This window comes from Nocardioides panacis, assembly GCF_019039255.1.
GTDB classification, from domain to species: domain Bacteria; phylum Actinomycetota; class Actinomycetes; order Propionibacteriales; family Nocardioidaceae; genus Nocardioides_B; species Nocardioides_B panacis.
Window position 1 is genome coordinate 3,668,425 of the sequence record NZ_CP077062.1, and the last position, 15,994, is coordinate 3,684,418.

General features: G+C 71.6%; 16 protein-coding genes and 2 pseudogenes. 8 read left to right on the forward strand and 10 right to left on the reverse strand.

Annotated features, from left to right (window positions below; translation table 11 throughout):
• Window positions 1–93: 93 nt before the first annotated feature.
• The 4 genes and pseudogenes from KRR39_RS26265 to KRR39_RS17920 form a co-directional block, all read right to left on the reverse strand.
• A pseudogene (locus tag KRR39_RS26265) lies at window positions 94–468 on the reverse strand (nuclear transport factor 2 family protein); the annotation flags it as partial.
• 29 nt (window positions 469–497) lie between these two features.
• Window positions 498–1,520, reverse strand: coding sequence for an FAD-binding oxidoreductase (locus tag KRR39_RS17910; RefSeq protein ID WP_216938832.1), 1,023 nt, complete (start codon window positions 1,518–1,520; stop codon window positions 498–500).
• A 133-nt stretch (window positions 1,521–1,653) separates the two neighbouring features.
• Window positions 1,654–1,788: pseudogene (locus KRR39_RS26270) on the reverse strand (hypothetical protein); the annotation flags it as partial.
• Window positions 1,757–2,233 (reverse strand): MOSC domain-containing protein, encoded by a 477-nt coding sequence (locus tag KRR39_RS17920; protein WP_216938833.1) that lies wholly within the window; start codon window positions 2,231–2,233, stop codon window positions 1,757–1,759. The pseudogene KRR39_RS26270 and the gene KRR39_RS17920, both read right to left, overlap by 32 nt.
• Window positions 2,234–2,477: 244 nt before the next feature.
• On the opposite strand from KRR39_RS17920, the gene KRR39_RS17925 reads away from it, so the two are divergent.
• Complete coding sequence (locus tag KRR39_RS17925; RefSeq protein ID WP_216938834.1) at window positions 2,478–2,750, forward strand: hypothetical protein; 273 nt, start codon at window positions 2,478–2,480, stop codon at window positions 2,748–2,750.
• A 33-nt stretch (window positions 2,751–2,783) separates the two neighbouring features.
• On the opposite strand, the gene KRR39_RS17930 is transcribed toward KRR39_RS17925, so the two are convergent.
• Complete coding sequence (locus KRR39_RS17930; protein ID WP_216938835.1) at window positions 2,784–4,232, reverse strand: DUF2252 domain-containing protein; 1,449 nt, start codon at window positions 4,230–4,232, stop codon at window positions 2,784–2,786.
• Window positions 4,233–4,451: 219 nt separating this feature from the next.
• Here KRR39_RS17930 and KRR39_RS17940 point away from each other — a divergent pair, with 219 nt between their 5' ends.
• From KRR39_RS17940 to KRR39_RS17955, 4 genes are all read left to right on the forward strand, one after another.
• A complete protein-coding gene (locus KRR39_RS17940) occupies window positions 4,452–5,906 on the forward strand; it encodes an MFS transporter (protein WP_216938836.1) in 1,455 nt (484 codons plus the stop codon).
• An 89-nt stretch (window positions 5,907–5,995) separates the two neighbouring features.
• A complete protein-coding gene (locus KRR39_RS17945) occupies window positions 5,996–6,322 on the forward strand; it encodes an ArsR/SmtB family transcription factor (protein WP_216938837.1) in 327 nt (108 codons plus the stop codon).
• Window positions 6,319–6,852 carry an SRPBCC domain-containing protein gene (locus tag KRR39_RS17950; RefSeq protein ID WP_216938838.1) on the forward strand — a complete coding sequence of 178 codons (534 nt, stop codon included), beginning with the start codon at window positions 6,319–6,321 and terminating at the stop codon, window positions 6,850–6,852. Before KRR39_RS17945 ends, KRR39_RS17950 begins: the two co-directional genes overlap by 4 nt.
• Before the next feature lie 132 nt (window positions 6,853–6,984).
• Window positions 6,985–7,656: a VC0807 family protein gene (locus tag KRR39_RS17955; protein WP_216938839.1), complete on the forward strand. Its 672-nt coding sequence runs from the start codon at window positions 6,985–6,987 to the stop codon at window positions 7,654–7,656.
• A gap of 43 nt (window positions 7,657–7,699) precedes the next feature.
• Here KRR39_RS17955 and KRR39_RS17960 read toward each other — a convergent pair whose 3' ends face one another.
• Window positions 7,700–8,713: a LacI family DNA-binding transcriptional regulator gene (locus KRR39_RS17960; protein ID WP_254185237.1), complete on the reverse strand. Its 1,014-nt coding sequence runs from the start codon at window positions 8,711–8,713 to the stop codon at window positions 7,700–7,702.
• A gap of 119 nt (window positions 8,714–8,832) precedes the next feature.
• Here KRR39_RS17960 and KRR39_RS17965 point away from each other — a divergent pair, with 119 nt between their 5' ends.
• Both KRR39_RS17965 and KRR39_RS17970 read left to right on the forward strand, forming a co-directional pair.
• Window positions 8,833–9,864, forward strand: coding sequence for a Gfo/Idh/MocA family oxidoreductase (locus KRR39_RS17965; RefSeq protein WP_216938840.1), 1,032 nt, complete (start codon window positions 8,833–8,835; stop codon window positions 9,862–9,864).
• The gene (locus tag KRR39_RS17970) at window positions 9,861–10,652 is read left to right on the forward strand and encodes a TIM barrel protein (protein ID WP_216938841.1); all 792 of its coding nucleotides are present in this window, start codon (window positions 9,861–9,863) and stop codon (window positions 10,650–10,652) included. The genes KRR39_RS17965 and KRR39_RS17970 overlap by 4 nt, the downstream gene beginning before the upstream one ends.
• Before the next feature lie 3 nt (window positions 10,653–10,655).
• Here KRR39_RS17970 and KRR39_RS17975 read toward each other — a convergent pair whose 3' ends face one another.
• Both KRR39_RS17975 and KRR39_RS17980 read right to left on the reverse strand, forming a co-directional pair.
• The gene (locus tag KRR39_RS17975; protein ID WP_216938842.1) at window positions 10,656–11,657 is read right to left on the reverse strand and encodes a sugar phosphate isomerase/epimerase family protein; all 1,002 of its coding nucleotides are present in this window, start codon (window positions 11,655–11,657) and stop codon (window positions 10,656–10,658) included.
• Entirely contained in the window at window positions 11,654–12,877 is a 1,224-nt protein-coding gene (locus KRR39_RS17980) for a Gfo/Idh/MocA family protein (protein ID WP_216938843.1), read from the reverse strand. The genes KRR39_RS17975 and KRR39_RS17980 overlap by 4 nt, the downstream gene beginning before the upstream one ends.
• Window positions 12,878–13,010: 133 nt before the next feature.
• Here KRR39_RS17980 and KRR39_RS17985 point away from each other — a divergent pair, with 133 nt between their 5' ends.
• Entirely contained in the window at window positions 13,011–14,030 is a 1,020-nt protein-coding gene (locus KRR39_RS17985; protein ID WP_216938844.1) for a LacI family DNA-binding transcriptional regulator, read from the forward strand.
• 4 nt (window positions 14,031–14,034) lie between these two features.
• On the opposite strand, the gene KRR39_RS17990 is transcribed toward KRR39_RS17985, so the two are convergent.
• Window positions 14,035–14,901 (reverse strand): sugar phosphate isomerase/epimerase family protein, encoded by an 867-nt coding sequence (locus KRR39_RS17990; protein WP_216938845.1) that lies wholly within the window; start codon window positions 14,899–14,901, stop codon window positions 14,035–14,037.
• Window positions 14,902–14,946: 45 nt separating this feature from the next.
• A complete protein-coding gene (locus KRR39_RS17995) occupies window positions 14,947–15,954 on the reverse strand; it encodes a Gfo/Idh/MocA family oxidoreductase (protein WP_216938846.1) in 1,008 nt (335 codons plus the stop codon).
• Window positions 15,955–15,994: the final 40 nt, after the last annotated feature.

Here is a 15,994-nt window from a genome sequence, read left to right on the forward strand (position 1 = left end):
CAGGTCGGGGTCCGCCTGCAGCAACGGGGGACGGCTCGTGCGTCGGCCCGTGAGCGGCCGGCTCGAGAAGTAGACCCGCACCTCGTCGATGCGCCCGTCCGGCTCGCGCTCGGCGACCACGGCGACCGGCAGGTCGACCGGGCCGTGCTCGGTGTCGAGGTGCAGGACCACCTCCTCGAACCCGGACCGCTCGTGGATGACGTGGTCGACGTCGTCCACCGACGCGTGGCGCTCGTGCAGCCAGGCGCTGGTCTCGGCGACGAACGCCCGGAACGCCGCCTTGCCCCTGATCCGACCGCGCACCGGGTCGTGCACCTGCGGCTCGCCGGCGAACGACTCGACCAGCGGGTCGGGGTCACCGGCCATCAGGCCGTCGAAGTACGGCACGGACACCAGCTCGTCGCGACGTCGCTCGTCCAGGATCCGCTGCAGCGACGGCGCTGTGAACAGCTCGGGCACCCACGGCATGACAACCAGCGTCCCACAGCCGCTCGCGGTCAGAGGTCCACGACGAGGTCCGCCGTCGGCCGCGCCGAGCAGATGAGCAGCTCGTCGCCGCCGGGTGGCTCGAGCGGCGGCGTCACGTACGCCGCCTGCCCGGACAGCACCGCGGTGGCGCAGGTGTGGCAGACGCCGGTGCGGCACGACCACCGGGTGGGTACGTCGCACGCCTCGGCGAGCTCGAGCACCGAGGCGTACCGGTCCGACCAGCTCGTGGCGAGCCCCGTCCGGGCGAAGGTCACCGCCGGCCCGGTGCCCGCGGGCCCGGGAGGCTGGTGCGGCGGCGGCGCGGCGTCCCCGACGACGCCGGGGTTGATCGGCGGTCGCGACCCGAACCGCTCGGTGTGGATACGGGCCGCTGCCACGCCGACCCCGGCGAGGGCGGCCGTGACGTCGTCCATGAACGCCTCCGGGCCGCAGACGTACGCGGTCGCGTCGGCCGGGAGACCCAGGCCGCCGATCACCTCCGGGGTGAGCCGTCCGGCCCGGACTCCCGGTCCCGCGGCGAGCGGCTGCGCCGGAGCCGTGTAGTAGACGAGGGACTGCGCGGCCGGGAGTCGCCCCAGCAGGTCGGAGACCTCGACGGAGAAGGCATGGCTGTCCGCGTCGTGCGTGGCGTGGACCCACCACACCTCGCGCCTGCTGCGCTCGCCCGAGAGCCGGTGGAGCATCGCCAGCAGCGGCGTCTGGCCGATCCCGCCGGAGACGAGCAGCACCGGCCCGGTGCCGTCGTCGAGCACGAAGTCGCCCCGCGGCGCCGCCACCTCGATCCGGTCCCCGCGGTGCAGGTGGGCGTGCAGGTGGGAGCTGACCAGCCCGTGCGGCTCGCGCTTGACGCTGATCCGGTAGCCGCCGCCCTCCGCGTCGCCCGACAGGGAGTAGGTCCGCACCGGGACCGGGTCGCCCGCGCCCGGCACCCGGACGGTGAGGAACTGGCCGGGCCGGTACGCCGGGAGCGGCGCGTCCCCCGCGAGCCGGAACGACGTCACGGACCCGCTCTCGGCGACGACGTCGGTCACGGTGAGGGGGGCGGAAGCCGGCCCAGGCCGGTGGGGGCGCGACCGCGATCCCGGCGGGCCGGGCCTCCGCGTGGTTCTCCACCATGGTGCGGAACGACTCGCGCCAGCCCGGGCTGAGGGCCGGCACGTCCAGGGCTGCCTGCAGCTGCTGCACGTCGTGCCCCGGCAGGTAGAGCAGCGCGTCGACGTCGGCCACGGTCAGCGCGTGCGGCCCGCGCGCCGTGCGCACGATCTCGTCACCGGCACTGACGTGGCCCTCGGCCAGCACCCGCAGGTAGAACCCTGGGCGGCGGTGCGCGACCAGCAGCGACGGCAGCTGCGGCTCCCCCCATCCGCATCCCCACCCGGAAGCAGGTCACGCGCGGCTGGGTGACCTCGAACTCCGCCTCGCCGATCCGGTACCGGTCCCCGATGCAGACCGCGTCGTCGGCGAGACCGTCGACGGTGAAGTTCTCCCCGAAGGCACCGTGCGCCAGGTCGTCGCGCCCGAAGAACTCCTCCCAGTGCCGGTAGGACGCGGCCTGGTAGACGAGCACCGCACGCTGCTCGCCGCCGTGCCCGACCAGGTCGCCCTGACCGTCGCCGTCGATGTTCAGGCGGCGGACCATCCGGGGCCCGGTGACCGGGCTCTTCCACACGCCGGTGTGCACGGTGCGACCGCGCCACGTCACGTCCTCGGGCATCCCGACGTTGACCGACAACAGAGTCGCCATCGCCTCGCTCCTTCCCCGGCCTCGCAACGATTCTGTCGTGCCGGGCGGCTCGACAGCCAGCACCCGGGAGTAGACCACCTGCGCCGGCGTGGGCCCTCCAGAGCCGAGGTTCCTGGCGTTCGGGACATCCGGACAACCCTGCCCCGCGGTCGTTGTTGCAGCGGGCGCCCGACGGGCGAAGAGTGAAGGACCAGGGCCGCGACCAGAGCGCGACCGGCAACCCTGACTCAGAGGGAGACCCGAGATGATCCTGGCAACGACGAAGGTCGAAGACGTGGACCGGTTCCTCACCATCTTCTCGACCAAGGGCGCCGAGAAGCGCGGGCAGCACGGGTCCAAGGGCTCGACCGTCTTCCGCGACCCTGTCGAGGAGAACCGGGTCTGGGTGCTGTTCGACTGGGATCCCGAGGGCTGGCAGGAGTTCGTGTCCGACCCGGAGGTGCCGCCGATCCTGCAGGAGGCCGGGCACGTCGGCAAGCCGCAGCCCGCGCAGCTCGTCGGTCGGTACGACGCCTGAGCAGGATCCGCCGGCGGGCGGAGGCCCGGCAGGTCAGGGACGGAAGGCGGAGCCCGTCCGGTCCAGGGCACCCTCCGTGGCGGGCACCGTGCCCCGCTTGACGGCCCGGACCAGCGCGGCGTGGTCGGCCTCGGTCTGGTCGGCGTACGACCGGGCGAACCGCACCATCGCCCGGTCCAGCTTGGCGGACCCGCCGGCGTAGCCCGCGATCATCGACGCCCCGCTGGTGCGCGCGTGCCCCTTGGCCAGCAGGTGTCCCACGATGCCGGCGTAGTCGGCCAGCGCGGCGGGATCGATGGCGTCCAGCGGGATGGTGCCCTTCATGTTCCGGAACTGCCGGACGTAGTACTGCCGCTCGCCGACGGTGGTCCACCCGAGGAGCGGGTCGCTCACCGTCTGCAGGGCCTGCTGGTACTCCACCACCCGCTGGCCCTGGTGGGCGTGCCAGGCGGACTCGCCGTGCACGTGCTCGGCCAGCACCGACCGGCGGGCCTGCTTCAGCTGGAGGAACAGCACGTCCTCGGGGCTGCTGCCCTCGAGCAGCGCGACGTACGCACGCAGGCCGACGCTGCCCACCCCGACCACCTTGTGCGCGATGTCGAGCAGGGTGTAGCCGCCCAGCACCCGCCGCCAGTGCGGCGCCAGGGTGGTGAGGTACTCGTCCAGCGCGGCCGCGATCTGGTCACTGTCCTCGTCGGACACGTGGGTGATCAACGGCGGCTCGTCGACCATGCGCCGGCGCCCCTCGTGCTCGCGGGTGAACCGCGGCAGCGCGCGGTCACTGGTCCGGTTCCGGGCCCGCTTGGCGGACCGCGCGATCTCGGCCCGGAGCGTCTTCTCGCTGGCAGTCTCGTGCAGGCGCTTCACGTCCAGACGGTTGTAGGAACGCTGGAGCAGCGGCTGCTCCGCCAGGAAGTTCACCTCGGCCCGGTAGGCCGACACGCACGACCTGACGGCCTCCGCGCACTGCCGCTCGCCGGACGAGTTCTCCCGCCCGGCCACCCAGATGCTGGCCGCGAGCCGCCGCAGGTCCCACTCCCAGCCGCCCGGGTGGGCCTCGTCGAAGTCGTTGAGGTCGATGACGAGCTCACCCTCCGGGGAGGCGTAGAAACCGAAGTTCCCGAGGTGCGCGTCACCGCAGGCCACAGGCATGATCCCGGTGGCGGGCAGGCCGGCGACGTCCGCGGCCATCACGATGGCGGTGCCGCGCAGGAAGCCGTACGGCGAGCTGACCATCCGGCTCACCCGGATCGGGACCAGCTCGTCCACACGGCCGCGGTGGGACTCCTGGATCAGCCGGACCGGGTCCGGCCGGTCGGCGGGTGCCTCCCAGCCGCCCAGGGCCTTGCGGGGCACCTGCTTGCGCAGCGCCCGACCCAGCGCGAACCGCTCCCGTCGCGACGTCGGTCGCTTCCGGAGCGAGCTGAACGCCTCGCCCTCGGCCGTGGCCAGGACCTCGTGCACTCCCGGGCTGCTCGTCACCTCGTCACCTCCAGTGCCGGACGCGTCTCGTTCTACCAGAGTCCGCGGCCCCGGCCCTGAATCATCCGGCCCAGACGAGGCGTCGGTCCGGCCTCCCCACCCAGACTGTGAGGCTGGGTCGGCGCGCGCCGCCGGCGTACCAGTCCAGACACAACGCTGTGTCCCGACCACGGGAGTGCCGATGCAGACCCGGTGGAAGAGCACCCTGGAGCCGGAGCGATGACCTCATCGTCCGCGCGGACCGGCGTCGCGTCGGGTGCCGTCGTGCTCCCCCTGGCGCTGGCGCAGTTCGTCGCCAGCTACGCCGGCAGCAACATGAACGTGGCCATCAGCACGATCGCCGACGACATCGGCACGACAGTGGTCGGCATGCAGACGACCATCACGCTGTTCACGCTGACGATGGCCTCGTTGATGATCCCCGGCAGCAAGCTGACCGACATCTGGGGCCGCAAGCCCTGCTTCATGTGGGGGCTGGCCATCTACGGCGCCGGTGCCCTGCTGGCCTCGCTGTCCCAGGGGCTGCCGCTGATGATCGTCGGCTACTCGCTGCTCGAGGGCGTCGGCTCCGCCCTTCTGATCCCCCCGATCTACATCCTGATCACGGTGCTGTTCTCGGACACCAAGACGCGAGCCAAGTACTTCGGCATGGTCAGCGGCGCCGCCGGGCTGGGCGCCGCGGCCGGTCCCCTGATCGGCGGCCTCGTCACGAGCGCGATCAGCTGGCGCGCCTCGTTCGTCCTGCAGGTGCTCATCGTCGCGCTGGTGGCCGTGCTGGCCCGGAAGATCGACGACCCACCGCGCGAGAGCGCCGCGCCGCACTTCGACCTGACCGGTGCGATCCTCTCCGCGGCAGGTCTCTTCTTCGTGGTCTTCGGCATCCTGCAGTCCTCGACGTACGGATGGTTCCGCTCACGGGCCGACTTCACCGTCGGCGGCACGGTCGTCCTCCCGCAGGGCGGCATCTCCCCGGTGTGGCTCTACCTCGTCATCGGCGCGCTGTTCCTGCTGTGGTTCTTCCTCCACCTCCGCTCCACTGAGCGGCACGGCAAGGACCCGTTGGTCTCGACCAGGCTGTTCCACAACCGGACCTCCAACCTCGGGCTGACGACGCAGACCATCCAGTGGCTCACCATGCAGGGGTCCTTCTTCGTCATCTCGGTGTTCCTGCAGCAGGTGCGCGGCTACAACGCCATCCAGACCGGTCTGATGCTCACCCCCACCACTGTCGGCGTGCTGCTGGCGGCCGGCACCGCGGAGCGGCTGGCCCGGCGACGTTCCCAGCGGTTCCTGATCCGGCGCGGCTTCGCCGTCACGATCATCGGCCTCCTGCTGGTGCTGGCCCTGGCCCGCGAGCACTCCAGCAACTGGACCTTCATGCCGGGACTGTTCCTCGTCGGCGCCGGCATCGGGGTCATGCTCACGTCCTCGGTCAACGTCGTGCAGTCGGCCTTCCCCGAGGAGGACCAGGGCGACATCTCCGGGGTCTCCCGGAGCGTGTCGAACCTCGGCTCCTCGCTGGGCGTCGCCCTGGCCGGCTCGGTCCTCGCCGCTGATGCCTTCCCGGGCAACAGGTCGTTCGCCGTCTCGCTGGTCATCATGACCGTCATCGCCGTGATCGGCTTCGTGGCCGCGCTGCTGATCCCCAAGGACCCCGAGAAGGCCACGGCCTGACCCTTCGTGCTGCGGGCTGTGCGCGGCGGGCGGGCGTCGGGCTGCTAGGTACCTTGACGGGTACGTAACTGGCTTGGTACGAAGGGACCATGGAAGACGCTCTGAGAGCGCTCGCGGACGACAGCCGGCGAACGATGCTGGAGGCGCTGGCCGCCGGCCCGGCCACCGCGGGCGAGCTGGCGGCGCTCGTCCCGATCGCACGCCCCGGGGTCTCACGGCACCTGCGGGTGCTGCGGGAGGCGGGCCTGGTCGAGGTGCACCGAGAAGCGCAGCGGCGGGTCTACACCCTCCGCCCCCAGCCGCTCGCCGAGATCGACGACTGGCTGGGTCGACAGCTGGCGCAGTGGGAACAGCGGCTGGACGCACTCCACACCGAGGTCGCACGCGGCAAGCGTGCACGAAAGGACTCCCGATGACCGCCGACACACCTGGAACCGTGCGCACCCTGGGCATCCTGCGAGCAGCGGACGGCACGGGCGTCGTACGCCTGGAGGACCGGTTCGACACCGACATCGACGACCTCTGGTCAGCCCTCACCGATCCACCGCGGCTGGCCCGCTGGCTCGGCGAGGTCGAGGGCGACCTCCGTCCGGGCGGCGAGTTCCGCGCGCACTACTACGCCAGCGGGTGGGAGGGCACCTGCCGCGTGGACGTGTGCCAGCCCCCGCACCGACTGCGGATCCTGACCACGTCCCCGGACGAGCCGGACGGCGTCCTCGAGGCGGTGCTCACCGCCGACGGCGACCACACGGTCCTGGTGATCGAGGACCGCGGCCTGCCGCTGGACCAGATCGCCGCCTACGGCGCAGGGGACCAGGTCCACGTCGAGGACCTCGCCGCCTACCTCGCCGGCCGTGCACGCTGCGACGCGCGGGCGCGGTGGCAGGAGCTGCACCCCGCCTACCAGGAGCTGGCCGCGCGGCTCGCTGGGCACGGGACCGGGTAGTCACTGGATTCGCGACCGGCTCCGGCGGGTACACGGACGGGGCCGAGGATCCCAGCGCGGAGCGCCAGTGCTCCGTCGTTCCCGGTGCACTCCAGACATCCAGCCGTAGCGCGCTGGGGACGGTCAGCCCACATGAGCTCGATCCCCGACACCGATCTCGCACCGAACCAGGTCACCTCCCGACCGGCCTTCCCTCCCCTCAGGTCCGTCGTCGCCCGGGCGCTGGCAAGCCTCACCACCGCCGTCGTGGCGCCGACCGTGCTCTTCGCGGCGACGCTGATGACCTTCGACGTGATGGCCGCGGTGACGGTCGCGCTGGCCTGGGTGGTCGGCGCGACGGGCTGGCGGTGGGCGACCGGGCGGCCGGTGTCCGGGCTGCTCATGCTGACGCTGGGGATCATGACCATCAGGACCGGGTTCACGCTGGCCACCGGGAACACGTTCGTCTACTTCGTGCAGCCGGTCTTCGCCGATGCCGCCGTCGCGGCGCTCTTCCTGGGATCACTGGCGACCGCTCGACCCCTGGTGGCCCGGCTGGCGCCGGACTTCTACCCGGTCGACGCCGCGCTTGCCGCGCGCCCCAAGATCCGGCGGCTCTTCCGTCGGCTGACCTTGCTGTGGGGCCTGGTCGTGGTCGTCAAGGGGAGCGTGACGCTGTGGCTCCTGGTCTCCCTGTCGACGGTCCACTACGTGCTGATCCAGAGCAGCACGATCATCGCCCTCCTGCTGACCGCGACCGCCGCCACGGTCGCCCTGTCGGCCGTCGTGGGCCGTCAGGAAGGCATGTTTCGGCCGACCGCCTGACCGGGCGCCCGCCGTGTCGACGCTCCACTGAGGTGGGCTCCGGTCAGCCGACGGGTGCCGTGGTCCGCCTGACCACGAGGCGGGGAGGGACGACGACCTCGGAGCGAGGGGGTGCGTCCGACCCGTCCACGACGCGGCTCACCGCGAGCTCCAGCGCCGAGCCGGCAAGACGGGTGGCGTCCTGGGCCACGGTGGTGAGCGCGACGCTGGAGAGACCCGCGACGTGACTGTCGTCGTACCCGACGACCGACAGCCCGCCGGGCACGGAGACACCCTGCGCGCGGACGGCGGCGAGGAGACCCGCTGCGCAGTGGTCGTTGAAGGCGGTCACGGCCGTCGGCAGCGATCCCGCCAGCAGCTCCGCGGCCGCCCTCTCACCGTCCTCCTCGGTGAGGCCGCCCGCGACCTCCGCGGCTCGCGACTCCAGCCCCAGTGCCCGCATGGCGTCTCGGTAGCCACGACGGCGCTCGGCGGCGCCGGGCGCCCGACGGCCGTCGACGTGCACGATGGACTCGTGCCCGAGACCGGACAGGTGCTCGACGGCGATGCGTGCACCGGAGATGTCATCCGTGCGTACGACGTCCGCGACCCTCGTCCGCAGGGCCCGGGCCACGACGACCACCGGCAGCCGCTCGGCCAGCTCCTCGATGGCCGCCTGCGGAAGGGTCGGACCGATGAGGATCAACGCCTCGCAGCGGTAGCCGAGCAGCGACTGCACCGCTCGGGTCTCGTCTCGGGTGGGTGCCGCAGCGCCGAGCGCGAGGTCGTACCCGGTCGTCTCGGCAGCGCCGTAGAGCGCCTCGACCACCTCCGCGTGGAACTCGCGGTGCAGGCCGAACACGACACCGACGGTCCGGCTCCGGTTGCTGCCCAGCAACCGGGCCCTCTGGTCCGGACGGTAGGACAGCTGGTCGGCGGCTTCCATGACCCGCTGCCGGGTCTCGGGACTCGCCCCCGGAACGCCGCGGAACACGATCGAGACCAGAGCCCGCGAGACCCCTGCCCTCGCCGCCACGTCGGCCATCGTCACGGCGGCGGGACGCTTGTCCGACCTCACAGGCGTGCCTCCTTCGTCTCGGCGCACTCGAAGTCTAGAGCGCTCTAGAGCATCGCTTGACGGCTGCCCCTCCCGCGACCAGACTAGAGCGCTCTAGTACCCACCGAGGGAGCGTCCGCATGACCCGTCTCACCGCCGTGTCCGACCCGGTTCGAACCGGCCTCATCGGCGCCGGGAGGATCGGCACCTCGCACGCCACGCTCCTGGCCCGCCACGTGCCAGGAGCAGAGCTCGTCGCGGTGGCGGATCCGCGCCCGGCGGCGGCTACGAAGCTGGCCGACGCACTGGGCTGCCGCGCGGTCGACGTCGCCGACCTGTTCGCCGACCCGTTGATCGAGGCCGTGGTGATCACCGCCTCGTCCGAGGCGCACGCCGACCTGGTCGTGGCCGCGGCGGAGGCCGGCAAGGCCGTGTTCTGCGAGAAGCCGATGGGTCTGACGATCGACGACATCGACCGGGCGGTCGCGGCGGCCGAGTCCGCGGGCGTGGTCCTCCAGGTGGGCTTCAACCGTCGTTTCGCCGCCGACTTCGCGGCCGCTCACCAGCTGGTCCTCGAAGGTGACATCGGCACCCCCCAGCTGATGCGGTCGGTGACCCGTGATCCCGGCCTGGCCGACCCGGGCGGCGTGCCACCGTGGACGATCTTCGTGCAGACGCTGATCCACGACTTCGACACGTTGCTGTGGCTCAACCCGGGTGCCAAGGCGGTCAGCGTCCATGCCACTGCTGACGCCCTGGTGGCACCTGAGTACAAGGATGCGGGCCTCCTGGACACCGCCGTCGTCGTGATCACGTTCGACAACGGCGCGATCGCCGTCGCCGAGGCCAGCTTCGCCGCGTCGTACGGGTACGACGTCCGGGGCGAGGTCTTCGGGTCGGCGGGCATGGTCACCGTCGGTGGCGGGGCGCGGTCCTCCCTCGAGCACTCCACCAGCTCCGGCCGTCACGTCGACACCGTCCGCGGTGACGTCGAGCTCTTCCGCCAGGCCTATGCAGCGGAGTTCACCGAGTTCACCGACGCGGTCCGCGAGGGGCGGCCCTCCTCCGTCGGCGGGCCCGACGCGCGCCGCGCCCTGGCCGTCGCGCTGGCCTGCATCGAGTCGGTCAAGACCGGGGCGCCGGTCCTCGTCGAGAAGGTCGACGGGCGATGAGCGGCTACGGCTTCACCCTTGCCGTCTGCGCCGAGATGGTCTTCCGCGAGCAGCCCCTCGAGGAACGGGTCCGGACGATCCACGACCTCGGGTTCGCCGTCGAGATCTGGGACTGGACGACCAAGGACCTCGGCGCCCTGGCGGCCACGGGGGCGCACTTCACCTCCATGACCGGGTACGTCGCGGGGAACCTGACCGACCGCGAGGGCGCCGACACGCTGCTGCGGACGGCCGAGCAGTCCATCGCCGCCGCCGAGGTGCTCGGGACGCCGAACCTCAACCTGCACGGCACCGGGCTGGACGGGAACGGCCTGCCCGTCGAGCCGGTCGAAGCGGTGACACCGGCCATGTGGGACCACGCCGTCGGAACCCTCACCCGCGTTGCCCGGCTGGGCGAGCGCGAGGGGGTCGTGTTCTGCCTGGAGAACCTCAACACCGCCGTCGACCACCCGGGCACCCCGTTCGCCACGGCCGCCGACACTCGCGCACTGGTGCGTGCCGTCGACAGTGCGCACCTGCGCATGAACCTCGACCTCTACCACGCCCAGATCGGGGAGGGGAACCTGATCCAGCTGATCCGCGACAGCGTCGACGACGTCGGCGAGGTCCAGGTCGCCGACGTGCCCGGCCGGTGCGAACCCGGGACCGGCGAGGTCAACTACCCCGCGATCGCCCGGGCCCTGCACGAGGTCGGCTACGCCGGCGTGGTCGGCCTCGAGGCCTGGGCGTCCACGGACAGCCACACCGCGCTGCACCGGTTCCGGCAGGCGTTCACCGAGGCGGCCTGACCCTCAGCGGTTCGCGGGAGCGGCCGCGCGCAGCAGGACGTCCGCAGCCACCTGGAGCCCTTCGATGCGACCCAGCGAGGTGTCCTCGTGCTCGATGTTGACCGCCATGTCGGGGTCGACGTCGCGCAGGGCGTCGACGAACCTGGTCCAGAAGTCGACATCGTGACCGCGGCCGAGCGCCACGAAGTCCCACGCCGAGTCCGACGGCCACTCGTTGACCCACTCGTCCCCGCCGAGGTTGACCCGGTCCTCCTCCGGTGAGAGGCGACGGAACCGCTCGTCCAGCACGCCGTACACGGAGACGTGGTCCTCGTTGATCCGGACGTCCTTGGCCGCCGCGTGCACCACCAGCGGTCCGAGGTAGCGGACGGCGGCCACCGGGTCCATGCCCTGCCAGAACAGGTGGCTCGGGTCCATCTCGGCGCCGACGTTGGCGGCCCCCACCCTGTCGACGAGGCGCTTGAGGGTGGGCGGGTTGAACACGAGGTTCTGGGGGTGCATCTCGATGGCCACCTGGACGCCGTTGTCCGCGGCCAGGGCGTCGATCTCCCGCCAGAACGGCACAGCGACCTCGTCCCACTGGTAGTCGAGCACGTCCAGGGACCCGGAGTTCCAGGCGTTGACGACCCAGTTGGGGACGGTGGCTCCGGGCTCGCCGCCGGGGAGGCCCGACATCGTCACGACCCGTGTCTGGCCGAGCAGGCCGGCAGCCCGGACGGACCTGCGCAGGTCCTCGGCATGCTTCGGACCGATGGCGGGGTGCGGGTGCAGCGGGTTGCCGTTGCAGTTGAGCCCGGCGAGGGTGACGCCCTTCGCCTCGAAGAGCGCCAGGTAGTCGTCGCGCGCGGCCTGGCTGACCAGGATGTCGTCGATCGGGATGTGCACCGGGGGCAGGAACCCGCCGGAGTTGATCTCGGCCGCGTCGAGGCCGAGACCGGCGATCACGTCGAGCGCCTCCGGGAGCGGGCGGTCGTGCAGGACGGCGGTGTAGACACCGAGCTTCATGAGAGGACCTTTCCGTGGTGGGGGTCGGTGTGGTGAGTGCCGGAAGGGACGGGAACCCCTGCCCCGCCGTTGGCCGCGGAGGTCGCGACCGCGGAGAGGATCTCCATGTTGTGGACGCCCTCGTCGAACGTGGCGCAGCGGGGGAGCGAGTCCGCTTCCGGCAGGCCGGCCACCTCCTCGAGGAAGGCCCGGGCCTGGTAGGCGAAGGCATCGTTCTGGCCGAAGCCCACGCTGGGCGCGTCCATGGCCAGCCCACCGGCCAGGTAGGGGTGCTGGGGGCCGAGGATGACCTGGCGGAAGCCGTCCCGGGCGGGGTCGTCGCGCAGGAACAGGCCGATCTCGGCCGGGCGGCGCTGGTCGAACGTCGCCGAGCCGTTCTCGCAGAACACCTCGAACATCAGGCTGTTCGCGTGGCCCGCCGCGACCCGGGACACCTCCAGAGCGCCGCCGGCGTCGGCGAACGCCACGGAGAACGCCGCGTAGTCGTCGTTCTCGACCGGCTCCAGGACGTCCGAGACCGCCCCGTGGTCGTGGCCCATGACCGCGCCGAGGGGCACCGGACGGGCGCGGATCACCGTGTCGAGCCGGCCGCCACTGACCTCGCTGATGGCACCGCCGAGGAACTCGGCCACGTAGCTCAGGTGGCTGCCGACGTCGGCCAGCGCACCGGACCCCGGGCCGCCCTGGTACCGCCAGCTCATCGGAGCCGACGGGCTGCACCCGTAGTCGGTCCAGTAGCGACCGCTGAAGTGCAGCACGCGGCCGAGGACGCCGCTGTGGATCAGGTCGCGGATATAGGCGATCCCCGGGGTGCGCCGGAACGTGAACCCGATCCGGGCCAGCGAGCCGGCGCCGACGGCGTGGTCGGCCATCGCGCGGGCCTCGTCCAGGGTGTCGCTCATCGGCTTCTCGCATAGCACGTGCTTGCCTGCGTCCAGCAGGCCCTGCACCACCTCGCGGTGCAGCGAGTTGGCGATCACCACGCTCACCACGTCGATGTCGTCGGCCTCGGCGATCGCCTGCCACGACAGGTCGTGCCGCTCGTAGCCGAAGCGGCGCGCAGCCAGCTCGCCGAACCCGGCGTTCACGTCGGCGATGGACACCAGCCGGACCGGGGGCAGGGTCGGGTCGTACAGGGACGGGGCGGTCCGGTAGGCGGCGGCGTGGGCCCGCCCCGCCATCCCGGCGCCGATGACGGCGACTCCCAGGCTGTCCTTCATGGCCGGTTCTCCTCATCGCTGCTCTTGGTATTTGGAGCGCTCCATTTGGAGCGCTCCAAACACTAGGATCCGCGCTAGTGTTCCGTCAAGAGGACCAGACAACCTCCCGACCGACCCCGCACAGAGGAGCCCGATGACCCGCGGACGTCCCCCGGCCCGGCCGACGATCTACGACGTCGCCCAGCGGGCCGGGGTGTCGAAGTCCCTGGTCTCGCTGGTCCTGCGGGATGCGCCCCACGTCAGCCCGCAGCGCCGTCAGGCGGTGCTCACCGCGATCTCGGACCTCGGCTACCGACCGAGCAGCGCCGCCAGCTCCCTGGCCGGCAACCGGACGCGCAGCATCGGTGTCGCGATCGACGACTTCGAGAACCTGTGGTTCGTGGACCTGCTCAGAGGCATGCGCCGGGTGCTCGACGAGTCCGGCCACACCGTGTCCGTCGCCGACCGCCATCTCAACGCGCACCTCGAGCGGGACCCGGTCGAGGCGTTCTTGTCGATGCAGGTCGAAGGCATCGTGCTGGCGATGGAGAGCGGCGGACCGGTTCCCGACCTCGGCGGCGTCCCGGTGGTCGTGGCAGGAGCCCGCGACGTCGTACCCCCCGGGGCGGACTTCGTCGCCAACGACGACGCCGAGGGGGCCCGCCTGGCCACCGAGCACCTGATCGGCCTGGGACACGTCAGGATCGGTCACCTGACCGGCGGCGGCGGGATCGCCGCGCTCCGCCGCGCCTCCTACGAGGCCACGATGACCGCTGCCGGGCTGACCCCGGTGGTGACCGGGAGCGGCGCCACCACCGAGGAGGACGGGTACGTCGCCACGCTCGCCCTCCTCGAGGCGCTCCCCGACGTCACCGGGATCTTCTCCGCCAACGACGTCATGCTGCTCGGGGCGCTGGCCGCCCTGCGCGAACGTCACCTCGCCGTCCCCGAGGACGTCTCGGTCGTCGGCTACGACAACTCCCCGCTGGCCGCCTCGCACTACCTGCAGCTGACCACCGTCGACGACCGCAGCGTCGACGTCGGGGCCTACGCCGCCGAGGCGATCCTCGCCCGGCAGGACGAGCCCGACCGGGACCCGTCCCACGTCCTCCTGTCGCCGACCTTGGTGCACCGCGCCTCTACGTCGGCGCCGCCACGGACGGTCCGTCGGTAGGGGCTCACCACCCGCTGGTGTGCCGGGTGATCGCCTCCCGCATGAAGAGGCTGGACTCACGGGCCCGGTCCTCCCAGGCGAACACGCACGCGGTCATGATGTTCCGGTCGCTGTCACCGAAGCCGAGCCGTTTCAAGGTCGCGAAGAAGAGCTCCCAGTCGACCTCTCCCTGTCCGATGTCGAGGTGCTGGTGCACCCGGGCGGTGGAGCCCGGCGGGTTCACGATGTAGCGCAGGCCCGACGACGCCGTGTGGTCGAAGGCGTCGGCGAGGTGCAGCTGGGTCATCAGCGGGCCGGCGTACTCCATGATCTCCACCATGTTGCCGCCCATGTGGAACGTGTGCGGTGCGCAGTAGAGGAACGAGACCAGCGGGCTGTTGATGCCGCGCACCATGTCCACGGCGACCAGTCCGTCCTCGACGAAGTCGTCGGGGTGCGGCTCCAGGCGCAGCTCCACGTCCTCCCGCTCGAAGACCGGGAGCAGCTCCTCCATCGACTTCCAGAACATGCCCTCGCTCCGGCTCGCCTGCTCGGGACGACCGTTGAACTCGGAGTTCATCACGTGGCAGCCGAGGTCCACGGTGATCTGGATGGCCCGCTTCCAGTAGCGGACCGCCGCCCGACGTTCGTCCTCGTCCGGACCCGACCACCGGTAGAGCGGCAGGTGCGCCGCGACCCTGACCCCGGCGGCGTCCAACGACTTCTTGAACCGCTTCACGCCCGAGTCGTCGATCCGCGGGTGCAGGAAGAACGGGGTGAGGTCCTCGCGGGGCGAGAGCTCGATGTACTCGAAGCCCAGGTCGGCCACGACCCCGGCCAGCTCGAGCAGGGGCGTCGTACGAAACATGTAGGGGTCGATGGCGACCTTCATGGCATTCCTTTCCGTGCCCGGGAGGCGTCCGCGAACGGCGGGCGGTCAGCCGTACAGGGCGGGCTTGGTCCCGAGCTCGATCTCGACCCGGTCACCGCTGTAGAGGGCGTTGACCCCGGCATCGCAGACGACCTGCGCCGCGTAGCCGTCCCAGGCGCTCGGCCCGACGGCACCCAGACCTCGGGAGACCGCGTTTATCCACTCCTGGAACTCGACGTCGTAGGCGGTGATGAAGCGCTGCCGCCAGTCCTCCGGCACCTCGACCCCCACCCGGTTCGCACTCCGGACGACCACCAGGCCCCGGTCCGCCAGCGCGGCGGTCCCGGTCTCGCCGATGACCTCGCCGCGGATGTCGTACCCGTAGCGGATGTTGACCGACGTCTCGACGTTGACCAGCACCCCGGACGCGCTCTCGATGATCATCAGCAGGGGGTCCTGCAGGTCTCCGCCCAGGCTGTTCGGCTTGGCGGCGAGGACCCGGATCGCGGCGAGCTCCTCGCCGAGCAGCCACCGGACCACGTCGAAGTCGTGGACCGCGGTGTCCACGATCGCCATGTCCTTGGTGTAGTGCTCGGGCACCGAGGGGTTGCGGTGCCCCGAGTAGTAGATCAGTGGCGCGCCGACCTGGCCCGAGTCGATGACGTCCTTCAGGGCCCGGTAGGACTCGTCGTACCGCCGCATGAAGCCGACCTGCACGAGCCGGCTGCCGTGCGCGACCTCGGCGTCGATGATGTTCCGGCAGGCCTCCGGGGTGGTGGCCAGCGGCTTCTCGCAGAACACCGGCTTGCCGGCCGCGACGGCGGCCAGCACGTACTCCTCGTGGGTCGGGCCCCAGGAGCAGACGACGACCGCGTCGACCCGCTCGTCGGCGACCAGGTGCTGACCGGACGGGTGCACCGTGGCGTCGGGGAGCCTGGAGGCCACCTCCTTGGCCACCATCTCGTTGGCGTCGGTGACCGCGACCACCTGGGCGCCGGAGACGACCTGGGTGAGCCGACGGATGTGGTCCTGCCCGATCATGCCCGTCCCGATGACTCCGACTCGCAACGTCACTTCTCGCTCCTCCCGCTCGCTGGTGCTGTCTGTCCGTTGG